This window comes from Spirulina sp. LEGE 11439 (assembly GCF_059821285.1).
Genome location: NZ_JCAMRX010000059.1, coordinates 1 through 20,445 on the forward strand (window position 1 = coordinate 1; position 20,445 = coordinate 20,445).

Annotated in this window: 20 protein-coding genes; 16 read left to right on the top strand and 4 right to left on the bottom strand. The window is 47.6% G+C overall.

The features are described 5' to 3' along the window. The first annotated feature begins 604 nt into the window (after positions 1-604). Both recG and AC6RV6_RS25655 read left to right on the top strand, forming a co-directional pair. Positions 605-2,206, top strand: coding sequence for an ATP-dependent DNA helicase RecG (recG, locus tag AC6RV6_RS25650; protein WP_500243762.1), 1,602 nt, complete (start codon positions 605-607; stop codon positions 2,204-2,206). 47 nt (positions 2,207-2,253) lie between these two features. After that, complete coding sequence (locus AC6RV6_RS25655; RefSeq protein ID WP_500243730.1) at positions 2,254-2,556, top strand: HNH endonuclease; 303 nt, start codon at positions 2,254-2,256, stop codon at positions 2,554-2,556. A gap of 219 nt (positions 2,557-2,775) precedes the next feature. On the opposite strand, the gene AC6RV6_RS25660 is transcribed toward AC6RV6_RS25655, so the two are convergent. The 3 genes from AC6RV6_RS25660 to AC6RV6_RS25670 are packed head-to-tail and all read right to left on the bottom strand — an operon-like array spanning position 2,776 to position 5,222. Beyond that, positions 2,776-3,987 (bottom strand): competence protein CoiA family protein, encoded by a 1,212-nt coding sequence (locus tag AC6RV6_RS25660; RefSeq protein WP_500243731.1) that lies wholly within the window; start codon positions 3,985-3,987, stop codon positions 2,776-2,778. Positions 3,988-4,029: 42 nt separating this feature from the next. After that, positions 4,030-4,173 (bottom strand): hypothetical protein, encoded by a 144-nt coding sequence (locus AC6RV6_RS25665; protein WP_500243732.1) that lies wholly within the window; start codon positions 4,171-4,173, stop codon positions 4,030-4,032. A 56-nt stretch (positions 4,174-4,229) separates the two neighbouring features. Continuing rightward, the gene (locus AC6RV6_RS25670; RefSeq protein WP_500243733.1) at positions 4,230-5,222 is read right to left on the bottom strand and encodes a coiled-coil domain-containing protein; all 993 of its coding nucleotides are present in this window, start codon (positions 5,220-5,222) and stop codon (positions 4,230-4,232) included. Between the two features lie 164 nt (positions 5,223-5,386). Here AC6RV6_RS25670 and AC6RV6_RS25675 point away from each other — a divergent pair, with 164 nt between their 5' ends. From AC6RV6_RS25675 to AC6RV6_RS25730, 12 genes are all read left to right on the top strand, one after another. Then, positions 5,387-5,650: a type II toxin-antitoxin system ParD family antitoxin gene (locus AC6RV6_RS25675; RefSeq protein ID WP_500243734.1), complete on the top strand. Its 264-nt coding sequence runs from the start codon at positions 5,387-5,389 to the stop codon at positions 5,648-5,650. Next, positions 5,643-5,951: a type II toxin-antitoxin system RelE/ParE family toxin gene (locus AC6RV6_RS25680; RefSeq protein ID WP_500243735.1), complete on the top strand. Its 309-nt coding sequence runs from the start codon at positions 5,643-5,645 to the stop codon at positions 5,949-5,951. Before AC6RV6_RS25675 ends, AC6RV6_RS25680 begins: the two co-directional genes overlap by 8 nt. A gap of 65 nt (positions 5,952-6,016) precedes the next feature. Next, a complete protein-coding gene (locus AC6RV6_RS25685; protein WP_500243736.1) occupies positions 6,017-6,211 on the top strand; it encodes a hypothetical protein in 195 nt (64 codons plus the stop codon). Continuing rightward, positions 6,212-6,880 (top strand): siphovirus Gp157 family protein, encoded by a 669-nt coding sequence (locus tag AC6RV6_RS25690; RefSeq protein ID WP_500243737.1) that lies wholly within the window; start codon positions 6,212-6,214, stop codon positions 6,878-6,880. It begins immediately after the preceding gene. A gap of 29 nt (positions 6,881-6,909) precedes the next feature. Continuing rightward, entirely contained in the window at positions 6,910-7,485 is a 576-nt protein-coding gene (locus tag AC6RV6_RS25695; RefSeq protein ID WP_500243738.1) for a hypothetical protein, read from the top strand. Beyond that, positions 7,482-7,931: a hypothetical protein gene (locus tag AC6RV6_RS25700; protein WP_500243739.1), complete on the top strand. Its 450-nt coding sequence runs from the start codon at positions 7,482-7,484 to the stop codon at positions 7,929-7,931. The genes AC6RV6_RS25695 and AC6RV6_RS25700 overlap by 4 nt, the downstream gene beginning before the upstream one ends. Before the next feature lie 46 nt (positions 7,932-7,977). Next, entirely contained in the window at positions 7,978-9,486 is a 1,509-nt protein-coding gene (locus tag AC6RV6_RS25705; protein WP_500243740.1) for a hypothetical protein, read from the top strand. Beyond that, positions 9,473-10,117 (top strand): Mov34/MPN/PAD-1 family protein, encoded by a 645-nt coding sequence (locus AC6RV6_RS25710; RefSeq protein WP_500243741.1) that lies wholly within the window; start codon positions 9,473-9,475, stop codon positions 10,115-10,117. Before AC6RV6_RS25705 ends, AC6RV6_RS25710 begins: the two co-directional genes overlap by 14 nt. Continuing rightward, positions 10,114-10,986, top strand: coding sequence for a PRTRC system ThiF family protein (locus tag AC6RV6_RS25715; protein WP_500243742.1), 873 nt, complete (start codon positions 10,114-10,116; stop codon positions 10,984-10,986). The genes AC6RV6_RS25710 and AC6RV6_RS25715 overlap by 4 nt, the downstream gene beginning before the upstream one ends. Before the next feature lie 153 nt (positions 10,987-11,139). Next, positions 11,140-12,432 (top strand): tetratricopeptide repeat protein, encoded by a 1,293-nt coding sequence (locus AC6RV6_RS25720; protein WP_500243743.1) that lies wholly within the window; start codon positions 11,140-11,142, stop codon positions 12,430-12,432. After that, entirely contained in the window at positions 12,405-13,334 is a 930-nt protein-coding gene (locus AC6RV6_RS25725; protein WP_500243744.1) for a tetratricopeptide repeat protein, read from the top strand. The genes AC6RV6_RS25720 and AC6RV6_RS25725 overlap by 28 nt, the downstream gene beginning before the upstream one ends. A 165-nt stretch (positions 13,335-13,499) precedes the next feature. Beyond that, positions 13,500-16,442 carry a CHAT domain-containing protein gene (locus AC6RV6_RS25730; RefSeq protein ID WP_500243745.1) on the top strand — a complete coding sequence of 981 codons (2,943 nt, stop codon included), beginning with the start codon at positions 13,500-13,502 and terminating at the stop codon, positions 16,440-16,442. Positions 16,443-16,703: 261 nt separating this feature from the next. Here the strand turns inward: AC6RV6_RS25730 and AC6RV6_RS25735 are convergent, their stop codons facing one another. Continuing rightward, entirely contained in the window at positions 16,704-16,913 is a 210-nt protein-coding gene (locus AC6RV6_RS25735; RefSeq protein ID WP_500243746.1) for a hypothetical protein, read from the bottom strand. A 160-nt stretch (positions 16,914-17,073) separates the two neighbouring features. Between AC6RV6_RS25735 and AC6RV6_RS25740 the strand changes: the two genes are divergently transcribed. Both AC6RV6_RS25740 and AC6RV6_RS25745 read left to right on the top strand, forming a co-directional pair. After that, on the top strand, positions 17,074-19,305 hold the full coding sequence (locus AC6RV6_RS25740; protein ID WP_500243747.1) for a hypothetical protein: 2,232 nt from the start codon (positions 17,074-17,076) through the stop codon (positions 19,303-19,305). Between the two features lie 220 nt (positions 19,306-19,525). After that, positions 19,526-20,437: a hypothetical protein gene (locus tag AC6RV6_RS25745; protein ID WP_500243748.1), complete on the top strand. Its 912-nt coding sequence runs from the start codon at positions 19,526-19,528 to the stop codon at positions 20,435-20,437. Positions 20,438-20,445: the final 8 nt, after the last annotated feature.

Here is a 20,445-nt window from a genome sequence, read left to right on the forward strand (position 1 = left end):
GGTTGGATGCCCTTTTCTCAACTTAGTTTTACATACTAAGTTCGGTAGACCCCTTTATCCATAGACGAAGCAACAGAAACAGCAAATTCTGCGGTATTACAGGAATTAAAAAGTATTAAAAATACTAACAGTAAATACTCGAATATTTCAGACAAAAAACTTGAAGAACTTGCAAAAAAGATTGTTTTAAAAGTCAAAGCAAGGTTGAGAGAAAAAAAGGAGAATAATAATTCTTCTGAAGCACATTCAGACTTTTTTGAAAAGTATAAATGTGGCTCTTTTACAATTACTATCTCAAGCTATCGAGGAAATTTAACATACGAATCAAGCTCTCCCGATTTTGGTGGTATTTATCTTGAAAATGGTGTTGTAAATTACTATCATGAAGAGAGTGTTTACCGTTTTTTAAATGGGAATATTGAATATCGTATGACTACCTACCCCGGTCCAAGCGCTAATTTGGAAGTCTTTCGTAGGAATGAACGATTGCGAAGGGAAGAATGCGACTATATCAATAGTTCCTACGATTGATAGTTATAACAGCATCTATAATGAGAAATTGATTGAGATACAGAGCAATTAAGGGACTATTTCTGAGAAAAACATACAGTCCTTAACATCTATGTCCTATTTTACACGTATCTCCGCTTTACCCCTTGAAGACCCTCTTCCCTCACCATTACGTTCGCGGTTTGGACTGGCAGACCTGCAAGAAGCGATCGCCAACATCCATTTTCCCAAAAACCAAGAAGGACTCAAAACCGCCCGAGATCGCCTCGCTTTCGATGAATTCTTCTACCTTGCTCTGGGAATGCTCCAACGCCGCCGCGCCTTCCAGCAACAACCGGGCATCCCTCTCGCCAAAACCGGAACCCTGCTCGATCGCTTTGCTGGGGGTTTGCCCTTCTCCCTAACCTCCGCCCAACAGCGTGTCATTCGAGAAATCCTCGAGGATATGAGCCAACCCCAACCCATGAACCGCTTGGTACAGGGAGATGTGGGTTCTGGGAAAACCTGCGTGGCTTGTTTTGCCGCTCTCGCCACCATTCAAGCCGGCTACCAAGTGGCATTGATGGCTCCCACGGAAATTCTCGCCCGACAGCACCATCGTAAGATTGCCAAGTGGTTTGCACCTTTGGGGGTTTCGACCTCCCTGCTGACGGGTTCGACCGCAACCCAACCCCGCCAAACCATCTACCGGAAAATCGCATCGGGTCAACTGTCCTTACTCGTCGGCACTCACGCCCTGATTCAAAAACGGGTAAACTTCAAGCAGTTGGGATTGGTTATCTGCGATGAAAGTCACCGTTTTGGGGTTGTTGCCCGTCACCAATTGCAACAGAAAGGACATTTTCCTCACGTCCTGACCATGACGGCCACCCCCATCCCGCGCACCCTCGCTCTCACCGCTTACGGAGATTTGACGATCTCGCGCATTGACGAACTGCCCCCCGGACGCAAACCCATTCTCACCCAACTCTTGAGCGATTCTCCCAAATGCGATCGCCACATTGCCTATCAGCGCATTCGAGAGGAGGTGCAACAAGGCAGACAGGCTTACATTATCCTGCCCTTGGTGGAAGCCTCCGACAAACTCGACCTCAAAGCCGCCATTGCCGAACGCGATCGCCTATCCGTCCAAATCTTCCCCGAATTCTCGGTAGGACTGCTGCACGGACGGATGAAAGCTGATGAGAAACAGCTGGCGATCGCCCATTTCCAAGCGGGCAAAACCCCCATTCTGGTCAGTACGACAGTGGTTGAGGTGGGAGTCGATAACCCCTTGGCGACCGTCATTCTCATCGAACACGCGGAACGCTTTGGTTTGGCACAATTGCACCAACTGCGAGGGCGAGTGGGTCGCAGTCAATGGCAATCCTACTGCTATCTTGCCAGCGATTCTCTCTCCGATTCCTCCCGTGCCAGATTGGAAATGATGGAACGCTGCCAAGATGGTTTCGAGTTGGCCGAATTTGACTTGCAATTGCGCGGTCCGGGTAAGGTTTTGGGAACGCAACAATCTGGCATTCTCAAGTTTGCTTTAGCGGATTTAAGCGAGGATGAAGCCCTTTTAGATGCAGCATACCGAGCCGCACGACGGATTCTCAAGAAAGACCCGACTTTGGAGCGATTTCCCGCACTGGCCGAGGAATTGAAACGAAGGCGACAGCTTGACGACCTCTGCGATCGCGCCGTCCTCAACTGAGTAGGAATGGGCTAAAATGCTATAACACCATCGAATCAATCGAGAGTATGTCCCGCCGCCAGCGCTATCCCGACAATTGGAAAGAAATCGCCTTGGCCGTGAAAGAAGAGGCTGGGTGGCGCTGTCACAAGTGCGGCTGGCAGTGCATCAAACCCGGAGACGACACTTCGGAGCTAACAAAATCCGAACGCACGGCACGGACGCTGGTAGTTCACCATGCCAATCGGATGCCAGAAGACAATCGGCGCTCCAATCTGATTCCTTTATGTACTGCTTGTCATTTAAGCTACCACTACCTGGGACAATCGAATGTTTCTCCCGGTCAGCTTTCTTTATTTGAAATCTCGTGAAGGATAGCGCGCTTAAAACCAACTATTTCCATATCTTGCGCCGGATTTTTGCGATCGCTCTTTGTGGTAATTTCATTTCCCTGTCTCCTTTATCAATTATCTCCGCGATCGCCAGTCTCGCAACCAATCCATGAGTTTCTCGAAAATTTCGCGCTCGATCTCTTCCCCTCGCAAGGCATGATTGAGGGCGGTACGGCTAATTCCTATTGATAAAAGAATCTAGCGATCGCTCTGGCCGTGGTTGCGATGTAAATAGTATTTCTCCCGCGTTGCCTCCTGTTGCATCTCGGTTAGCTTTAGCACATCGCGCTCTGTCTTAAATCCCATTGCATTCTTCACCCGAACAACGGTGTTAACGGCTACCCCTGTCTCTTCAGCAGCCTTCCGTAGCGATAACCCTTGTTTTAGCGCCCGAACAATGTCGGGATGGTCGATTAGAATTTCGTATGGCTGCTTTTTCTTTCGCCCTGCTTTTTTACCATCTTTCATCCCTGCTTTGGTCAAAAGCGATCGCTTCACTGTCGAGAAATCAGTGGCAAGCATTTCCTCTTCAGTTTTGCTCAAAGCACGCGGTTTCATGCGATTTAAGTCGCTTTTAATATGTCTTAAATTATCCCCAAAATAAAAGTATTCAGTATGGTTGCCAACCGTTTTTCTATTGTGCCGATAGCGATACTTAAAATAAGGTTCAACATTACCTCGGCGCGGCTTAGTGATGAGGATTTTAATCTTAATATCTTGGTAGTGCTTGGCTAAATCGGCGCGAATTTCTAGGATGCGATCGCTGACTTCGCGCTCAGTCACGCCAATTTTGTGAAACTTGTCCTCATCTGCTTGAATCTCCAAAAAATATAATGTTTGGTTTAGGGTACGCACGTATTGAGTGCGATAAAGTCGGAGATCGGTTAGAGCATCGGCCAGCGTTGCGACTGTCCCCTTGCGCTTGGCTTCGATAACCGCGTTTTCCAGCTCTTGCAATCGTTCGACAATAAGCGGTCTTTGGAGTTGGTTGAAGAGATTGAGAGATAGCGCTCCTACTACCAGCTTGCCGAGCTTGGTAAACTGCCATTTTTGTTTGTAGCTGTTCAACTCTATACAACCTTTTGCCTTCAGAACCTCACAATGCACGGGTTTTGAAAACAACCCATCCCCAAAATTAGCCCAGAGCTTGCATAGAACCGAGTGGTATTTGCCTGCCATGCGGAGATCGAAGCGATTGTAATAGGGCAGCACTGGCAACTCGCGATCGCCCGAGGCCTGCCGGCACGTCTCCCCAGAATGAGCAAAGTGCCATGCCATCACCTTACCTTTTTTAGCAATTAGCTCTTGCCCACCGCAGTATGGACATCTGAGAGCTGTCTTGCCTTTGCGAACTTCCTCAATGGGGACAAGGCGATCGCTCTCATCAACTCCGAATTGCAGCCAACTCATAGACCTTTTGCTGACACGATGTAAACGCCTTAACTCATTCTATCACGTAATTTCGTTGACCTTTTGCTGATACACCTTCAAAATAAGGAAAATTTTTACAGGAGTCACTCGCGATCGCTCGATTTTGGCTGGAATTTCAGGCAAAATGGAGGCGATTTCAGAACCTTTTCCTGATACGGCTGTCAATCTACTATGAGAGTTTTCAAGGTTTTCAGAACCTTTTTCTAATACAAAGAGCAATTTTATCGATCGCCTGCCAACAAGCAGCGAAATTCCCTCTCTTCGGGAGACTCCGATTCTCCCGTCAACTTCCACACCGAACCATCTTTAGCCAAGAGGCGATCGCCAACTTTCCGCGCTTGTTTTAACTGGGTTTTGGTCAAGCCGCGATCGCGAGCAATTTCTCCGCCTCTTTGTACGGACGTTTCATGAAACGTCCCTACTGGCTGGGGCAAAATCCCATCGAAATCGGTTTCGTAAACTTTCCAAATCGCGTCTTTGGGAATAACGATCCCATTACCGCTTTTGGGGTGATTGGTACTGATGCCCTCAAGTTTGTCCAAATAATCCCCAAAGCCTCTTACTTTATATTTCCTTCCGAATTTGTCGTAAATAACTGAGGTTTTGTGAACGTCGAAGGGTTCGTAAGTGTAAAAAGGCATTCGCAGAACGATTTTTCGGAAGGCTTTCAATTGTTCTTCTTGCTTGCGAAATTCCTTCTTTTTCAACTCTACATCTTCCTCGCTTTTTTTCCCGATCGCCCGATCCCGTTGTTCGAGTTCTGCTTGCAATCTTTTATTTTCTGCTTTGAGTTGTTCTCTCTCTTCATTTAATCGAGTAATTTTGGTTTCACAATGAGTTAGTTTTTGCTGAATTTCCTCGAGGGCGATCGCCTTGCTGGATTTCCTCGGTTTAACGGGTTGGGTTAACGCTTTAGCCATCTCCTGAAACATGGCTCGAGTGGGGTTCAGTGCCATGTCTTCATCCGAACAAATGTAACGCTTCTTCAACTTCCCTTGAATGCGCTTGTAAGCATACCAGCGATCGCCGTTGTGAATGGATTCGCGGCGACAGGAATAACCTTCTATCTCTCCTCCCACAACGACCCAAAATGAATTGGGTTTGACCTTTTGAATAAAATCCTGCCATTGTTTCGAGGCAAGTTCGATCTTTTTCCCGTCTGTGGTGGTGAGAATATTTCCGTCGAGAACGTGCTTTGGGAGTTTGTCGGTCATAGTTACCTACGAAAGTAACTGCTTTTTCCAGCATCATAGCAGAGTTACCTACAAAACGAACAAGTAACTTTTTGCGATTCCAGAGAATAGCTTGCAAAACCCGACAAACATTGACAATCTTTGTCGCTTCGTGCAGCATGGAAGAGTAACGACACAATTCGACCATGCACGTCTCTCTCACTCCCCGTCTCGAAGAGATGGTTAAAGAAAAAGTAGCTTCTGGCTTATACAACAATGCCAGCGAGGTCATTCGCGAAGCCTTGCGCTTGATGGAGCAACACGACCAAATGCTCGATATTAAACGTCAAGCCTTGCGGGATGCCGTTCTCTTGGGTTTCGACCAAGCCGAACGGGGAGAATTCAGCGATCGCTCGGTGGCAGAAATCATCGCCGCCGCCAACAGTTCTACCGTAGAAGAGAATGCCTGAATATCGCCTGACGCGACTGGCCGATGCGGATCTTGTCGGAATTTGGCAATACACTTATCAAACTTGGGGCAAAAAGCAAGCCGATCGCTATCTCAAACAACTAGAACGCAGATTTATCGATCTTGCCCAAAATCCAGCTAAAGGCAGTCCGCGATCGGAATTATTTGCCACCTGTCGGATGTATCCAGAAGGCAAGCATCTCATTTTTTACCGCCCATCGGATAATGGGATCGAAGTCGTGCGCGTTCTCCACGAGCGCATGAATGTTCCCCAATATTTCTCGGACTCCGCAGAAGAATAAGGCAGTTCAAAGGGCTATCGCCCCGTTTGTTCCGCACAACCCAAACGGTTCATCGCGAAATAACAATGCCTGAAGATCGACTGAATCATCAATGCGATCGCTCATCAAACACTCACTCAAAAATCAAAATTTTCTCAAGAAAGCGATCGCAATCCCCAGCAATTGCAACTCCAGAAACTTCAGATGAAACCGATACCCTCATCGAACGAATCGCACTCGAACGAGATTATTATCACACTTGTACTTATGGAGAATATTAAATGACTTTAGCCACGCGATCGCTTGCAAGCACTTCCACCAAAGCAGCACATCTTTGGCGATCTCTCCAAAAAGCAACGACTCAGGAGGAGATCGATCGCCTTCTGGAATCCCTCCTACAAAACCAAGAAGAGCAAGAACTCGCCATCGATGCCTATGCCGATCTCGCCGACCAAATCGATGCGGAAATTGCCGCCGTTACCGCCAGATTGAAGCATTTAACCGACATTCACGAAAGCGCGATCGCCCAACTGCAAGGCTGGAGAAACCGACTCGATAAAACTATTCTCTCCCTTAACGAGCGCGGTGCGTTTGGAACAGAAATTGCTGGAAAACAGCGCCGAATTGCCGTTAAAGACAATCCACCCACCTGTGAAATCGAAATTGCGCCTCAAGACCTTCCTCCTGAATATCGGACAGTAACCTGCGAGTTAAATCTCGATGCAGATGAATTGCCTCCAGAGCTACGCAAGAAAGTGAAGAAAACCAAATATACCGCCAATAAAAAGGCAATTACTGCGGCTTGGAAACGAGGTATTCCCGTAGAAGGGACGCAGGTTTATCGCAGGCGAAAAGTAACCTACCAACTCTTGGCAGGCAACAATCTCAACAGTTTTCAAGGCGATCGAACCGAAAAAACAACCTCAAAGAAAAAGCGCCAGAAAACTTAACAATTGCCCTCATTGATTCATGAAATCTCATGACCGCATGGATAACACTAGAAGAAGCCGCCGCCCGAGCCGATATTTCTGCCAGTCTTGAAGAACTCAAGGCGATCGCAAGCCCTTCTAAATCCTCCAAACTAACGCCAGAAGAGAAATTTCAGAAACTCGGCCTCTTATTCGATCGCGAACGTTACGAAGCAGGTGAAACGGCATTTTTGCAAGTTCTTTCCCCATCTCCAGCATCCTTGCAAACGGACGAAGAAACCCAAACGTCCGAACCTTACGAGTTGAATCGGTGTACCGTTCGCATTGTCCTCACTTTACTCCCAGAAACAGCAGATGGCCAGCGTCGAGCCATCGTCGCCGCCAGCACCCATGAGGATTTGCCCATTGCCCGACTCGCATGGCTGACAGACCTCGAACCCTTACCCCAAACCATTCAGGACATTCTTTCCCAACTCGAAGCTGACTTGCCCAACCGTCGCTATCGTGCGGAGGTTAAGCAGTCAAGAGAGAAGAAGAAACCCAAGCGCAAACAAGCAAAAACCGATTCTCAACCCGCAGAACCCGTTGAAACTCAGCCCACACAAGTTAATCTATTCGGACTATGAGCGATACGAATACTAACAAAAGTGAAGACTCTATCATCGTCCTCTTTGAGGGGCAGCAGTACCCAGTCGAGCGAGAAATTGCCGAAGATGACAACAAGCTCCGCGTCCTCCTGTCTCCCTTTGCGCCCGCCGCGGCGAGTGCTAAAATCGAGCGCGTTCCCGGACAGCCTATCAAAATGACCAAACAATCGGGAACCAAAGGAGCATCGCCCCTCACTGCACTCTGCAATGCTCCAGAAACTCTCAATCCGGCGATCGCAATGGCTCGAAAGATTCAACATCTCGAATTGAGCGGCGGTATTGGCATTGATGAAATGGAGGCGATCGCCAGCAACATCGAAACCGCGATCGCTCGAGGAACAGAAGAGATCGAGGATTATCGCGCCAGCCTCGATCGCCTCAAACAACTTCCCAATTGTGCCACGGTGATGCCCATCGGTTTTTAACCTTGTCATTTCAGCGAACAGTCACAACGCGGTTTCCCATTGCAATATGACTCCCCAACTCATCCTCGAACCGCAACAGGCAATTCATCTCCTGCGGCAATGTCGGGCAGTGGTCACTCCTCGCGATGCCCTCGAGTATCTCCAAGAGCATTTGGCTCGCTATCGCCTCCTCTCCCTGTATCGAGACTTCTTCCCGAAAGAATTTGCCCAAAGCCAGACGAGTCCCTATTCTCTCAATGAATGCGAACGCAGTCTCAAAGAATGGGAGTTCTTGAATCTGGTTAACGATCGCCTGTTTCCCTTGCCCTATCTGGATCTCGAAGAATGCGTAAACGATGTCATTCCGCCTCATCTCATCTTAGTGACTCCCGTTGGCTTAGGATGGATCGACGATGAAAGCATCGAAACGCTTCGTGCTGGCTTTAGCGCCCTGCTTCCTCTGACGGCATCGGGCAGGCACTACCTTGAAGAAATGGATGCGTTTGGGGAAGAATGGTATCGAGAAGAATTTGACGACACCCTGACTTTTGCAAACATTGCTCATCCCAGCGCGATCGATGCCCGAAAATTCCAGCGCATCTGCTGCCAACAAGGGAAACCCATCCAATACGCACCACTTGCCCTCAAACTCGTTGACTTCTCCACTGGCAATGTCTGGCTGGATGAACCGGGAGGATGGATGAATGGCGTTTACGGCACGATGCTGGCATGGTCGCCAGAAAATGTCCGCTTTCTCAGCCGCAAGTACATCCAAGCCGAACGCATCATCCACACCATCGATCCGTTTCTCGACTGGCTTGAAGACGATTTACCCCTTCGACTCCGACGCATTATCGACCTATGGAACAGCGCTTCATCGACTCCCAAACCTATTCTAAGGGATGCTCCGCGATCGCTAACTTGCATCCAAGCCGAATTGCTGTTTCTCCAAGATACTTACCTCTTTCACTACCGAGAAGATGGACGAGAAGTTTACAAAAGCCTCTCTTCTGACTCCTTGCGCCTTGCTTTCAATAACCAGCCCCTCGACTCGGGTTGGATACCTCACAATATCCTACGTCACGGCAGCAACCGACGGGGAGAGTGGAGCGTTCTCTTTATCCCTCGAGCGCGATACGCCATTACTTTAGGCGATCGCCAGCTTTGCATTCCTCTCCCTTCCTTCGTCTTTGTGGGACTGGGCAAAAATTACTGGCTGTGGGCAACGCGATCGCCCCATTTCGATCCCGATGCTCCAGCCTTTCACGCACCCCTCACCAACGTAGATGCCAACAATTTTGGCCTGATTTGTTGGGGCAACAACCATCCTCCAACCGCTAACTTGCACCACATTGGCGAGGCCTGGAAGCTCTTTATAGACAGTCCTTTCAGCAACCATTACCTTAACTACAAATCCCGACGATTTCCCCAAGATATTACAGAGCGATTGCTCCAACTCCACGATCGCTCGCAAACCTCCCCACGCTGTCGCTATCCCCTCTCGGATCTCATTCCTGTTGCCAAACCCTACGGCACTCTACAAAAATTGACGGAGGTGGTTCTTGCAGATCGTTAATTACCAGATTATCAAACAGCTTCCTTTACCACCCCAAGCCGGCACGATGTTCGAGTATCTCTTTGCTGGAAATGGCGTGTTCGTGCGAGGGAAGCGACCCGGATTGGAAGTTCTCATGCCCGTTCAACGCTACGATACTCCCATTCGCGGACTGCCGAATCTCTCTCCAATTATCAAAATTGAGCCGTTTCCCATCCCTAAAAAAATTCTCCTCTCAATTTGGCAACAGAGCTACCTCGCTCGCTGTGAGGGCAGTTGGCTGGAAATCTTGTTCCATCTCCATCGTCAGGGCGATCGCTGGCAATTGCGCGTCCCTCTCCAAACCCAAGAGCAATGGCAATGTCAAGCCACCGAACCTTACCACGACGCGATCGCGGAATTTCACTCCCACGGGACGGGTGCGGCTCGGTTTTCGGCAACCGACAACGCTGAAGAGGACGGGTTTCGACTCTACGGCATCGTCGGTCGTTTGGATACCCTACAGCCGGAAATCCTTTTGAGAATCGGCTTATTCGGACATTTTCTGGTCATTCCTGCCAGCCTCGCTTTCGACCTTCCCGATTTCATAGTCGATGTTGCCGTTCGCGATCGCCTTGCCTACACTTTTTACACCATCAATAAGCAACCGTGAAACACCTCACTTACGATTTTCTCAACGCCAAACCCCTTATCTTGTCCAGTCACGCTAAAGTTAGTTTCGTTCTTGTCGGTTGCGGAGGCAATGGCAGTTGGCTGGCGGCGACAATTTGCCGACTGGCGCGGGTTCTCGCCGAAAATGGCAAGCAAATCGAGGTTATCTTTATCGACCCGGATACCGTTGAAGAAGCCAATATTGGGAGACAGAATTTCTGTGATGCCGAAATCGGTTCTAATAAAGCCAAAACCCTAGCCCTTCGCTACAGTCTGGCTTGGGGCATTGCGATCGCTGCCATTCCCGAACCTTTCGATCCTCGCCTCATCGATACCGACTCCGACACTCTCACTATTCTCATCGGTTGTGTCGATAATGCCGCCGCCCGAACCGCCATTACTCGTGCCGTTGAACTCCATCAATGGACTTACGGCATGGGAACTTATCTGTGGTGGCTCGACTGCGGCAATTGGGAGACGAGCGGGCAAGTGTTACTTGGCTCTCATGTTAATACCGATCCCGACTTCTACCAATTTCACGAACTGGGGTGTCACCGCTTGCCCGCACCCAATATTCAGCACCCCGATTTGCTCGTTCCTCAGCCAGAAGAATCGGATCGAAGTTCTTTATCCTGTGAAGAATTAATCCAGCACAACCGTCAAAGTTTGGGCATCAATCAAAGAGTGGCTGCCGAAGCTGCTGAATATTTAATACAGTTAACGACCGGGAAATTAAAGCGCTTTGCGACATATTTCGATCTGACGAGTGGTGCAGCTAATTCACTTTATACGACTCAAGAATCCGTCCTCAAAGCCATCCAATCAAAGTCAGATGATTCCTCAAAGTTCAAGCCTCTGAAACCTCAATAGTGGCAATATTAAACTCTAAAATATTGGTGAATCTCTTGCACTAAAAGGCTTTCAGTGTTGGCAGAATACTTAACTTTTCCGTTGCTCCCTTTGCCCCACACTAATATTCAAGTTAGTATTGAGTGGCGAATATCTAAACTGCACGACGAGAAAATGTCATTGATTCACATAGACAATCTGTTGGATCGTTATCGTGATGCAATCTTGGAATTAAACAACCAGCCCAACAAAATATTGCCCGAGCAAGTCCTCGATATTCTCAACATACGATTGCACTTACATCATGCTTTCGAGGTAGAGGTGACTATCCCCACGAGTCGCCTTACCCAGCTTTTGACACTTGATAAAGAACTCCAAAATCTGGCTAAATCCAATAAATTCGCACTGGCGACACAGGATATTGACTTTCAAGAATGGCGAGATCGCCTTCCACAAGCTGGTAGTGGCTGGTGGTGGCATCTGGACAAATATACACAGCCCCATCAATGGGATCGTCTGGATGGACTGTGGGAATTTTTAACGGTATTGGGTTGGGCAATTAACCTGAGTTTAACGGCGAGTATTGCAACACGCTTTTTTATTGGTGGAGCAGGAATTCCGGGAGCATTGACAGTAATTACATCAAGTATGTTGGCCTTTTTTCAAACGCGCAGTGGGACAACTGACAGTCTCAAAATCTTAGTACAAAAGTTTCTGAAGGGCAAAAAAGTACCATCCCATCTACAGGCTGAAGTGCAACTTGGTTTCACAGCAACAGGATTTGTCCTATTATTGGGGGTGTGGGTTTTGGGCCTGCCCTTTGCGTCTTCTTGGTACAACTATCTGGGACTTAAGGATTACCGTAGTGAAAAGCTAGGTTCTGCCGAACAAAATTACCAGCGAGCGGTTAAACTCAATCCTGACAATGCTTTTGCCCAGTACAATTTAGGAAATCTCTACGAAGACCTCAAGGAAGTTGAGAAAGCGGAAACTGCCTATCTCTTTGCGATTCGATCGCAAGTCCCCGAGGCGTACAACAATCTGGGGCGGCTCTATATCCTAAAAGACGATTATGCCGAGGCTGCTGCTCTCCTACACCAAGGTTTGCGAGTTTTACCCAATCTGAAACCATCTGCTCCAACCCGAGTGCAGTACGCACTGCACAAAAATTTGGGATGGGCAGAATTTATGCAAAATAATCCGGATCGAGCGCAAGAGTACCTGAAAAAGGCACTAGAGATTGCTGCACAGTCTAAAGAGTACCCGGTTAATTCAGGTGCCGCTCATTGTTTAATGGCACAAGTCGTCACTCAAACAGGTAATGAGAATCGAGCTATTGACCATTGGCAACAGTGCTGCGAGCAAGCCTCTTTAACTGAGCCACAAGAATATCAATGGCTTGCTCAAGCCCGTAATGCTCTCGCCAAGGAGAAGAAGCAATGCGAAATTTCATCAAATGGAATTTGAGTATCGGATTTGTTTTGCTGATGGGAGTTGGCCCTACTCTAGCCATTACGCCACGTTCTGTTCGTCATTCGAGTCGTTCGGTGAATGCTCCTATCCAGCTTGCTAGTAATAATTGTTGGTGGCGGCGTTTTTTGAATCGAGAATGCCAAGTAGGGGAATCGCGCAGTCCAGTCGATTCTAGTATTCCCTACGTTATCACACCCAATGCAACTTATATTCAACAGGGGCAATTTCGAGTGCGCTGGAATCTAGTGGTGGGGGTTGAACGATACCAAATCCAAATCAGGCGGAATGGTATTCAGATGGAGCCGGAGATAGTCGTGGAGAATGAGTGGGTATCTCCTGCTCATTTGCTCCTCAAACCCGGAAGAAACTATAGCGCGATCATTTCTGCTTCTGGTACGGACTGTGTTGGATTTGGTTTAAATTCTCCTTGTGAAGGTCGCTTTACGGTGCTTACCGACGAAACAACCGCAGCACTGAAGCGAGATTTAGCTGCTTTAACTCTTGATGAACGTAACAATCCCTTGAAACTTGCCGATATTTACCAGCGTTATGAACTTTATGCTGATGCTATTTACGTTCTGGAAGGAGCGATCGCGAATGGCCAAACCTCAAGCGAATATCGGCATTTTTTAGGGGAAGTATACGAGGAACTGACCTTCTACCAACAAGCACTAATGCAGTATCAAATTGCTATAGAAATGGCTAAAACTGAAGTAGAGGTTACAGTGCAGGCAAATTTATCAGTTGCGATCGGGAGAATGTACTATAAGCTACAGAACTATAAGGCCGCAGCAGATTGGCTAGAACAAGGTAAGAAACTTGGACAATTCAGCAACGAGCAAATCGAGGAGCTAGATGAGCAAATTGAAGATGCCAGAAGACGAATCCCAAAATAATTTTGAGTTAGCCAGAAAGACTATCCTCTGGTGGTCAAGAAAATACTCTTCACCTCTCGTTGGCATTCATCAGGAAATTTTTCAATGTGATTTTGGAAAATCTTCCTGAATTACATTGCGGAGATTGAATATGGTGATGTAGTGTCTTAGTGGAGCGGTACAGTAATGCGAAGATGGCAGATTGGTTGTGTAATTGGACTAGCGGCAGTATGGGGAGGGTGTGCAACCTTGGAACAACCAGTTTTCTTTACTGTGAAACGACCTTCTCTCCAACCCTACTGTGAAACAACCCGTTTCCCTACTGTGAAACAACTCGTTAAAGTTCCACAAGAAAAAGTTGAACTAAATAGAGTCAAGCAACTTAATCATAAAGTTCAAGAGTTATACAATGCCGGAAAAGTTGCAGAAAGTATTACTCACGCTGAAGAAGCTCTAGAAATTCTTCAACATCACTTGGGAGAAAACCATCCCAATATGGCAACAAGTCTGAAGAATCTCGCGTGGCTTTATCAATTGCTGGGGAGGTATAAAGACGCAGAACCACTTTACTGCAAAGCCCTAGAAATTCAGAAAAGGAGATTAGAAGAAGATCATTCTGAAGAAATTCTTGAGACTTTCGATAATATTGTCAACGAGCTTGCGATCTTGTATTCCGAGCAAAGAAAATATGAGAAAGTAGAACAAGTCTATATCGAAGCACTGGAGATCAAAAAGAGATTGCTTGGAGAAGACAATTTCGAAGTTTTTTCTCAAGTTTTTCAAACTCAATGGAATCTTGGAGAATTCTATAAATCGCTGGGAAGAAATGCAGAAAGAAAACAGATTCAACTTCAAGCATTGGAAGATATGATCGAGATACTAGAAGAGAATTCTCATCTTTTAGAAAAGATGGATCAAGAGATGGATGAAAATATAGAGACGTATCTATCATTCTTTATTGATTTTTTTGAAATACTAAAAAGAGGAGTAGAAGAAGATAATTACGATAATACTCTCGTCATGTGGAAAAAGGTACTTGCATTGCAGGGAAGAAATGGAGAATCATTATATCTCCAAATGTTAGAGTATATATTCGAAGAGATGTTCTATTGGATAGAAGAGGATAACTCATGGCATCCAATTGCCGAAATAATAATGAACTTCTATCGAGCGATGGAAAACATAGAGACAGAAGCAGAACTTTGGGAATTGTACTTGGAGATGTTTCACCAAGTATGGGGTCTAATGGCAAGCGAATCAGAAGCTCTACCGATGCTAGAAGTCAAAGCAGACGCGGGACGAGAAATAGCCTCTTTGGAAATAATGCGCCAGATATGGGGTATAGCAGAAAATACAGCAGTAGAAGACCATCCTATAATTGTCATGGGTCTGAATAGCATTGCAAGATCGTATTGGGATCAAGGCGATCCCGTATCAGCTCTCACTTCTTTTCGGAAAAGTCTCGCTCTCGAAGAGAGTCATATCAACCACACGCTCAACTATGGCTCTGAAGACCATCACCAAGACCTATTCTGGAATCGACTCTTTGCCACCAATAATTACCCCATCGCATTGCATTTAAGAGTCTTGCCAGACAATCAAGATGCCGCAAAACTTGCAATGGAAACCCTTCTGCATCGGAAAGGGAGAATTTTAGATGCAACCTCTGCTCTGTTCCAACAACTCAGAACAAAACTACCTGATAATCTCAAACCCCACTTTGATGAATGGAAAAAGTTGCGTCAAGAAATTGCGAATTCATTCTTTCATACACCCGAACAAAACAAAATTCAACTGCAACAACTGCATCAACGAGCTAACACTTTGGAAGCCACACTCGCTCGTCTCAGTATTCCCTTCCGTCAAGCAACCCAACCAATTAGTTTAGAAGATATTAAAGCCCAACTACCTGCTAATAGTAGCTTGGTTGAGTTTGTCAAATATCATCCCTACAATCCCAAAGCTACCATCAATGAAAAATGGCAAGCTCCCCGCTACGCAGCCTATATCCTTAATCCTAATAGCGATCCTATTGGCATCGATCTCGGTGAAGCGAGTTCCATCAATGAGCTAGTCAAAGAACATCTCAGTAACCTGCGACCTAATGTGAAGGGGATATCGGATACTTCTCTTGAACAAGTCAAAGAACACGCTCGTAACCTTGATGCCGTAATTATGACTCCCATCCGCAAACATCTTGGAGAACACAAACAAATTTTCATTGCACCTGACAGCATACTCAACTTAATCCCCTTTGAAAGCCTGATTGACGAACAAGGAGATTACCTCATTCAGAACTATGCTTTCACCTACCTTACTTCAGGCAGAGACCTCATTCGACTGCAAAACAATTATCCCAGCCAACAAGCCCCTGTCATTTTTGCTGATCCCGACTTCGACCAAACAGGCAAAACTGTTCCCTTGAACCTTCCTGTTGCCTTGACCCGCACGATTACTACCTTACCCCCACAATTAGACTATACCCCCCTTGACGGAGCGCGAGAAGAAGCAAAAGCGATTGGAAAAAAACTCGGTGCTTCTCCATTTCTAGACGCAGAGGCCAGCGAAGGTACATTGAAACAAATCAATAGCCCCGAAATCCTCCATATTGCTACTCATGGGTGGTTTCCACCCAGTCTCCAATCCGACCCAGAGAAACAGAAGACCTATGAAAACCCGATGCTTCTCTCTGCCTTAATATTGTCTGGCGTTAAACAACGCCAGAGTGGCAACAGTGAATACAATATCATTGAAGATGGTATCCTTACCGCTTACGAAATTGCTAGCCTTAACCTGCAAGGTACAAAACTTGTAGTTCTCTCTGCCTGCGATACTGGAGTAGGTAGTTTGGGTGAAGATGATGGTATAGGGGATGGCATCTATGGCTTGCGACGTGCCCTTGTTCTTGCTGGAGCAGAAAGTCAAGTGATTAGCCTTTGGAAAGTAAGCGACCAAGCTACTAAAGACCTGATGGTACAATATTACGATCGCCTCCTTTCTGGTATGGGGCGCAGCGAAGCCCTCCGGAAGACCCAACTAGCGATGCTGGAGAGCGAAAAATATAGCCATCCTTACTACTGGGCAGCATTTATTCCTTCAGGAAACTGGAAACCTCTGCGTACTCCTTAGAAGCAAAGATAGTGATGGAAAAATTAAGACGCTACGCTAACACAGAAAGCCTCTGATAGCAAAAGTTTCATGAATTTTTTTGAGAATTGGCCAACATAGAAAGCACGGCCTGAAATACTAACAGAGAAGGAAATTGATGCGTAGACTCGGAAAAAATTGCTATCTTTCTTCAGTCGCCATTTCAACACGAGCTAACGGAAAATAACATGATATCAAACTGTTAATTGCAAGTCGAAGATTTATCATTGTCAATCGTTGTATTTAGAGATTAATCCAAAAATTAGGGTCTTCAACTTGTTCTTCTGTAATGTCATACAGGTTGAGAGCGGAATCTCTTCGCTTTCTCTTAAAAACCGATCCTTCTGATGTTTCTGTCTCCTCATCAGTCCAGCCCAAGAAGTAATCCAACCATGCTTGAGGATAGCCCATCTCGGCAAACTTTGCCATGTCATAACCTTTCGGTGGAAACATTGTTTTTCTCCTTATTCGTTCGATTGCTTTTTCAGCTTAACACAAATTACCAAACACCCATTTGGGTTGTCGGAACGAGGGTTAATTTTTAACCTTCCTATCGGAAGTTTTTAAATAAATTTTTTTGTAAGTTGATAAAATCTGTAACAGCAAGGACGCTATGGCAGATGTGAAATCGAGAAAAACCCGATTTGTCGAAGGCGAAGGTTTAAAAATCCCCGTCTTTGATATGTCCGTTGGCGATCGCGGCGGCTACCTCTCCGAACCCGAAACCAAGCGCAACACCATCCTCGAACTCTTGTTTGAACCGGAGGAGTTGGAGTCTCTCGTTATTGTCAAACCGGACAAAAACGACGATCGCCGCGATCCTCTCAAAGGGATTGACTTTGGCGATGGCATTCCCCGACGAGTGGCATTCAGTTCGGGGAACAGCATTTATTTTGCGGATCGCCAACTCTCCAAGCAACTGAACGAACCCTTCAAAACCCAACCCGATACAGCTTGTCGGTACGGTTCCCTTTTGGTCAGTTCCTGCAATGAAGGGGCGATCGCATTCCACAGCAGCAGCGATGGTCAACCCCTGCGCGTGAAAATAGTAGACTGGGAGAGCAACGATCCCGCAGAACGAGAAGAAGCCCGAAAATTTAGCACGGGGGACTGTCACGGCAAAATCTCACCTCGACTGGCTAAAGCGATGGGAGGCAGGGGCAATCGACCCTTTCAATTTCGCTTTGCATGGATGCAAAAGTGGCAGAATTCTGCCTATCCTCATACTCCCCCAGTCAGCTTTCTTGCCAAAGGAACTTTTCTCCCCGATCGCGCCCTGACTGAAGATTTGGGCTACGATCTGATTCTCGACAAAAGCTCCATCAAAGGACTGACTAAAGAAGCACGCGATCGCCACATTCCTTGCGGTGACTGGGAACTGCCGGAAGCAGTCATCGGCAACCGAGGCAATGCGAAAGTGCAAGCCTATGAAAACTCTTGGCAATTCTCGATTTGGTACTCGGAAGCGGCGTTACAAGCGGATATCGTTCCCCCAACCATTACCGAAGCACAAAAGCTGGCAGAAATTCAAAAAGACCCCCTCAAACTCGCTCGCTATCTGGTGGAACAGTACGACAAAAAAGCTCATTTGGTAGGTGAGCAGAACGCTATCGAGGGCGAAGGGTCAGAACAACAAGAGCGCTCGGAATCCGCTACCATCTCTCTCTTGAGAAGCGATCGCTACGGACAATTGCTCGACTTCCCCAAAGTTGCCGATTTCATGCGCTCTCAACTGGCAAAACGCTGGCAGGATTTAGCACTCAAAGGAGCCATTCACCACGGTAGCGCAATGGCTCAACCCTGCGACGACCTCAAACCCGGCACCATTGTCGCGCCCCACTTGCAAGATGGCGAGGAAGCGATCGTCACTCGCTACCCCATTGTCAGCAAGGACAACATCCGCCGCTACACCGTAGACAATCGCCAGAGACCGAATTTACTGCGCTATCGAGGCTGTGCCTTCATTCGTCCCGACCAAGCCATGCAGCACCACCAATGCGACTTTGATGGCGATCAACTCGTGATTACTCCAGTTTCCCGAGTGCCTCGCCTTGCTGCCGAAACCCGCCATGCCAATGAAGGACGGGAGTTTGCTCCGGTTGAAAAGCGACCCAAGGTCGATTATCGCAAGGCACGCGATCGCAAGGGTCAGCGCAAGTACGCCACCCTGCGCCAGATTGCCGTCGCAGTCCCAAAAAACAGCATCGGTTACATTGCCACGTTAATCGGTCGGGTGCAATCTTCCATCCCCCAACCCAAAGAACCGCAAAAACTCTTTGAACGCAGGCAGAGAAAGCTATTGGGCAAGCTCTTCGATGCGTTGCAAATTGAGGTGGATAGCCCCAAAAGCGCCACTCGTTTCGACGAATGCCACCCCACCCTCATTCAAGAAGCCAAACGCTGGACGGAAGCGCATCCCAGTCCCCTCTTCGACCTCAAGAAGGACTCGCGCCTTTACAAAACGTTACCTTTGCCGACTGAGGAGCAAAATCCGATTCTGGCGATCGCCCGAGAGGCGGTCAATCCGGCATGGGAACGAACCCGCATTCGTTCTCGCCACCGGCACGAATTTCGCTATCTCTTCCCTCCACCTACTCACAAAACCGATCGCAAGCAGTGGGAACGAGATTATCTCCCTTGGGCGAAAGACCTGAAAGAACGCGCCAATCAACGAGGACGGGAAATTCACCAACTCCACGAAGGCGATCGCAATGCCATTAAAGAGGAGTATGGCAAGCTCTACGAGGATTTAAGGGGAGAAATTGCCGAAACCTTCCCCGATGCCAAAGAACGCCATCTCGCGGCAACCGCTTTGTGGCACGTAAACTACCAATCCCAATCTTAACGTCCCTCGCAAAGCCTGCGCCCTCATTTCTCGCCAACTCAACCCCACTTTTGAGTTCGTTGAGGAGTTTCAGCGACAGCGAGAAGCCCTGCCTCGCGATACTTACGTTCTCAGCATTCCGTTTGAAAAGGCAAAAGGGAAAGATTTTGCAGGAGAGTTTAAGGCAGCTTTAGATCGCAAGGGCATTCAATACGAGGCTACCTTACACCCTACTCTGCCAATGGTTCAATTTGCCCTCCTCGATCCGAGCGATCGCCTGATTGAAAAGTTAGAGGCTCAATTTGGCAGCAATGACAATTTACATATTCGAGAGTCGGATTTGACCTATTACAATTCTCACTTGCAGAAAACCAGTCGCATCGGCGATCGCATCGTTCCTCCCACCAGCTACACTTGGCTGGAAAATCCCGAAGACCTCATTCCCAAGTCTGCCCTCGTGCTGCATCTGTTTGGAGATGAAATCGCCCGACAGGTGCAAGTTTACCGCTTTGAGACGGTCGAACTCATCGGTCAGAAGTACAACGACTTTCGAGATACGAACTTTGGCAATCGGCGATGGGAAAACAAAACCCTGCCATTCGAGGTCAAACCCTACCACAATCCCGACGATTATCGCCACGGCTGTCCCATTGTCACCCTCGAGGGCAAGCAACTGGCCATGTTCAGTGCCGAATCTCCCAAACTTCCCATCGGCGCGACATTTAAGGGCGCGATCGCTCTCTCCCAACGAGGTTCGGCTTTAACCCTCCACATCGATCCAGAGTCGGTGCGGTTGCCTTCAGTCGAGGGGAGTAAATTGCCCCTCAACCTTGGCATTGGCAAACAGCCAACCGAGGAACTCTCGCAAAAGCTCCATGCCGCGATCGCCCGAGAGTACGAAGCTGACAGCCGTTCCAAAATCAAAATCCACGGTTGGACGGCTTTCGTAGATCGTCGCACCCAAGAGTGCTTTGTTCGGGATGGCGATCGTAACATTGTGTTCCGCTCCAATTTGGCAACCCGCGAAATCCTCAAACCGCTTTCAGCAGAGGATAGCCGCGCTTTTGCCGAAACCCTCGGCTCTCAACGGCGACAGCCGAAATCTTTGCAGCATAAGGCTTCTGTTGGTTCTCGCTGCAACATTCAAGTTTAACTAGGTGC

Excerpts from the sequence above, each read along its gene's own strand:
- AC6RV6_RS25655 (WP_500243730.1), top strand. The coding sequence starts at position 2,254 with ATGTCCCGCCGCCAGCGCTATCCCGACAATTGGAAAGAAATCGCCTTG.
- AC6RV6_RS25660 (WP_500243731.1), bottom strand. The coding sequence starts at position 3,987 with ATGAGTTGGCTGCAATTCGGAGTTGATGAGAGCGATCGCCTTGTCCCC.
- AC6RV6_RS25670 (WP_500243733.1), bottom strand. The coding sequence starts at position 5,222 with ATGACCGACAAACTCCCAAAGCACGTTCTCGACGGAAATATTCTCACC.
- AC6RV6_RS25675 (WP_500243734.1), top strand. The coding sequence starts at position 5,387 with ATGCACGTCTCTCTCACTCCCCGTCTCGAAGAGATGGTTAAAGAAAAA.
- AC6RV6_RS25680 (WP_500243735.1), top strand. The coding sequence starts at position 5,643 with ATGCCTGAATATCGCCTGACGCGACTGGCCGATGCGGATCTTGTCGGA.
- AC6RV6_RS25685 (WP_500243736.1), top strand. The coding sequence starts at position 6,017 with ATGCCTGAAGATCGACTGAATCATCAATGCGATCGCTCATCAAACACT.
- AC6RV6_RS25690 (WP_500243737.1), top strand. The coding sequence starts at position 6,212 with ATGACTTTAGCCACGCGATCGCTTGCAAGCACTTCCACCAAAGCAGCA.
- AC6RV6_RS25695 (WP_500243738.1), top strand. The coding sequence starts at position 6,910 with ATGACCGCATGGATAACACTAGAAGAAGCCGCCGCCCGAGCCGATATT.
- AC6RV6_RS25700 (WP_500243739.1), top strand. The coding sequence starts at position 7,482 with ATGAGCGATACGAATACTAACAAAAGTGAAGACTCTATCATCGTCCTC.
- AC6RV6_RS25705 (WP_500243740.1), top strand. The coding sequence starts at position 7,978 with ATGACTCCCCAACTCATCCTCGAACCGCAACAGGCAATTCATCTCCTG.
- AC6RV6_RS25720 (WP_500243743.1), top strand. The coding sequence starts at position 11,140 with ATGTCATTGATTCACATAGACAATCTGTTGGATCGTTATCGTGATGCA.
- AC6RV6_RS25725 (WP_500243744.1), top strand. The coding sequence starts at position 12,405 with ATGCGAAATTTCATCAAATGGAATTTGAGTATCGGATTTGTTTTGCTG.
- AC6RV6_RS25730 (WP_500243745.1), top strand. The coding sequence starts at position 13,500 with ATGCGAAGATGGCAGATTGGTTGTGTAATTGGACTAGCGGCAGTATGG.
- AC6RV6_RS25735 (WP_500243746.1), bottom strand. The coding sequence starts at position 16,913 with ATGTTTCCACCGAAAGGTTATGACATGGCAAAGTTTGCCGAGATGGGC.
- AC6RV6_RS25740 (WP_500243747.1), top strand. The coding sequence starts at position 17,074 with ATGGCAGATGTGAAATCGAGAAAAACCCGATTTGTCGAAGGCGAAGGT.
- AC6RV6_RS25745 (WP_500243748.1), top strand. The coding sequence starts at position 19,526 with ATGGTTCAATTTGCCCTCCTCGATCCGAGCGATCGCCTGATTGAAAAG.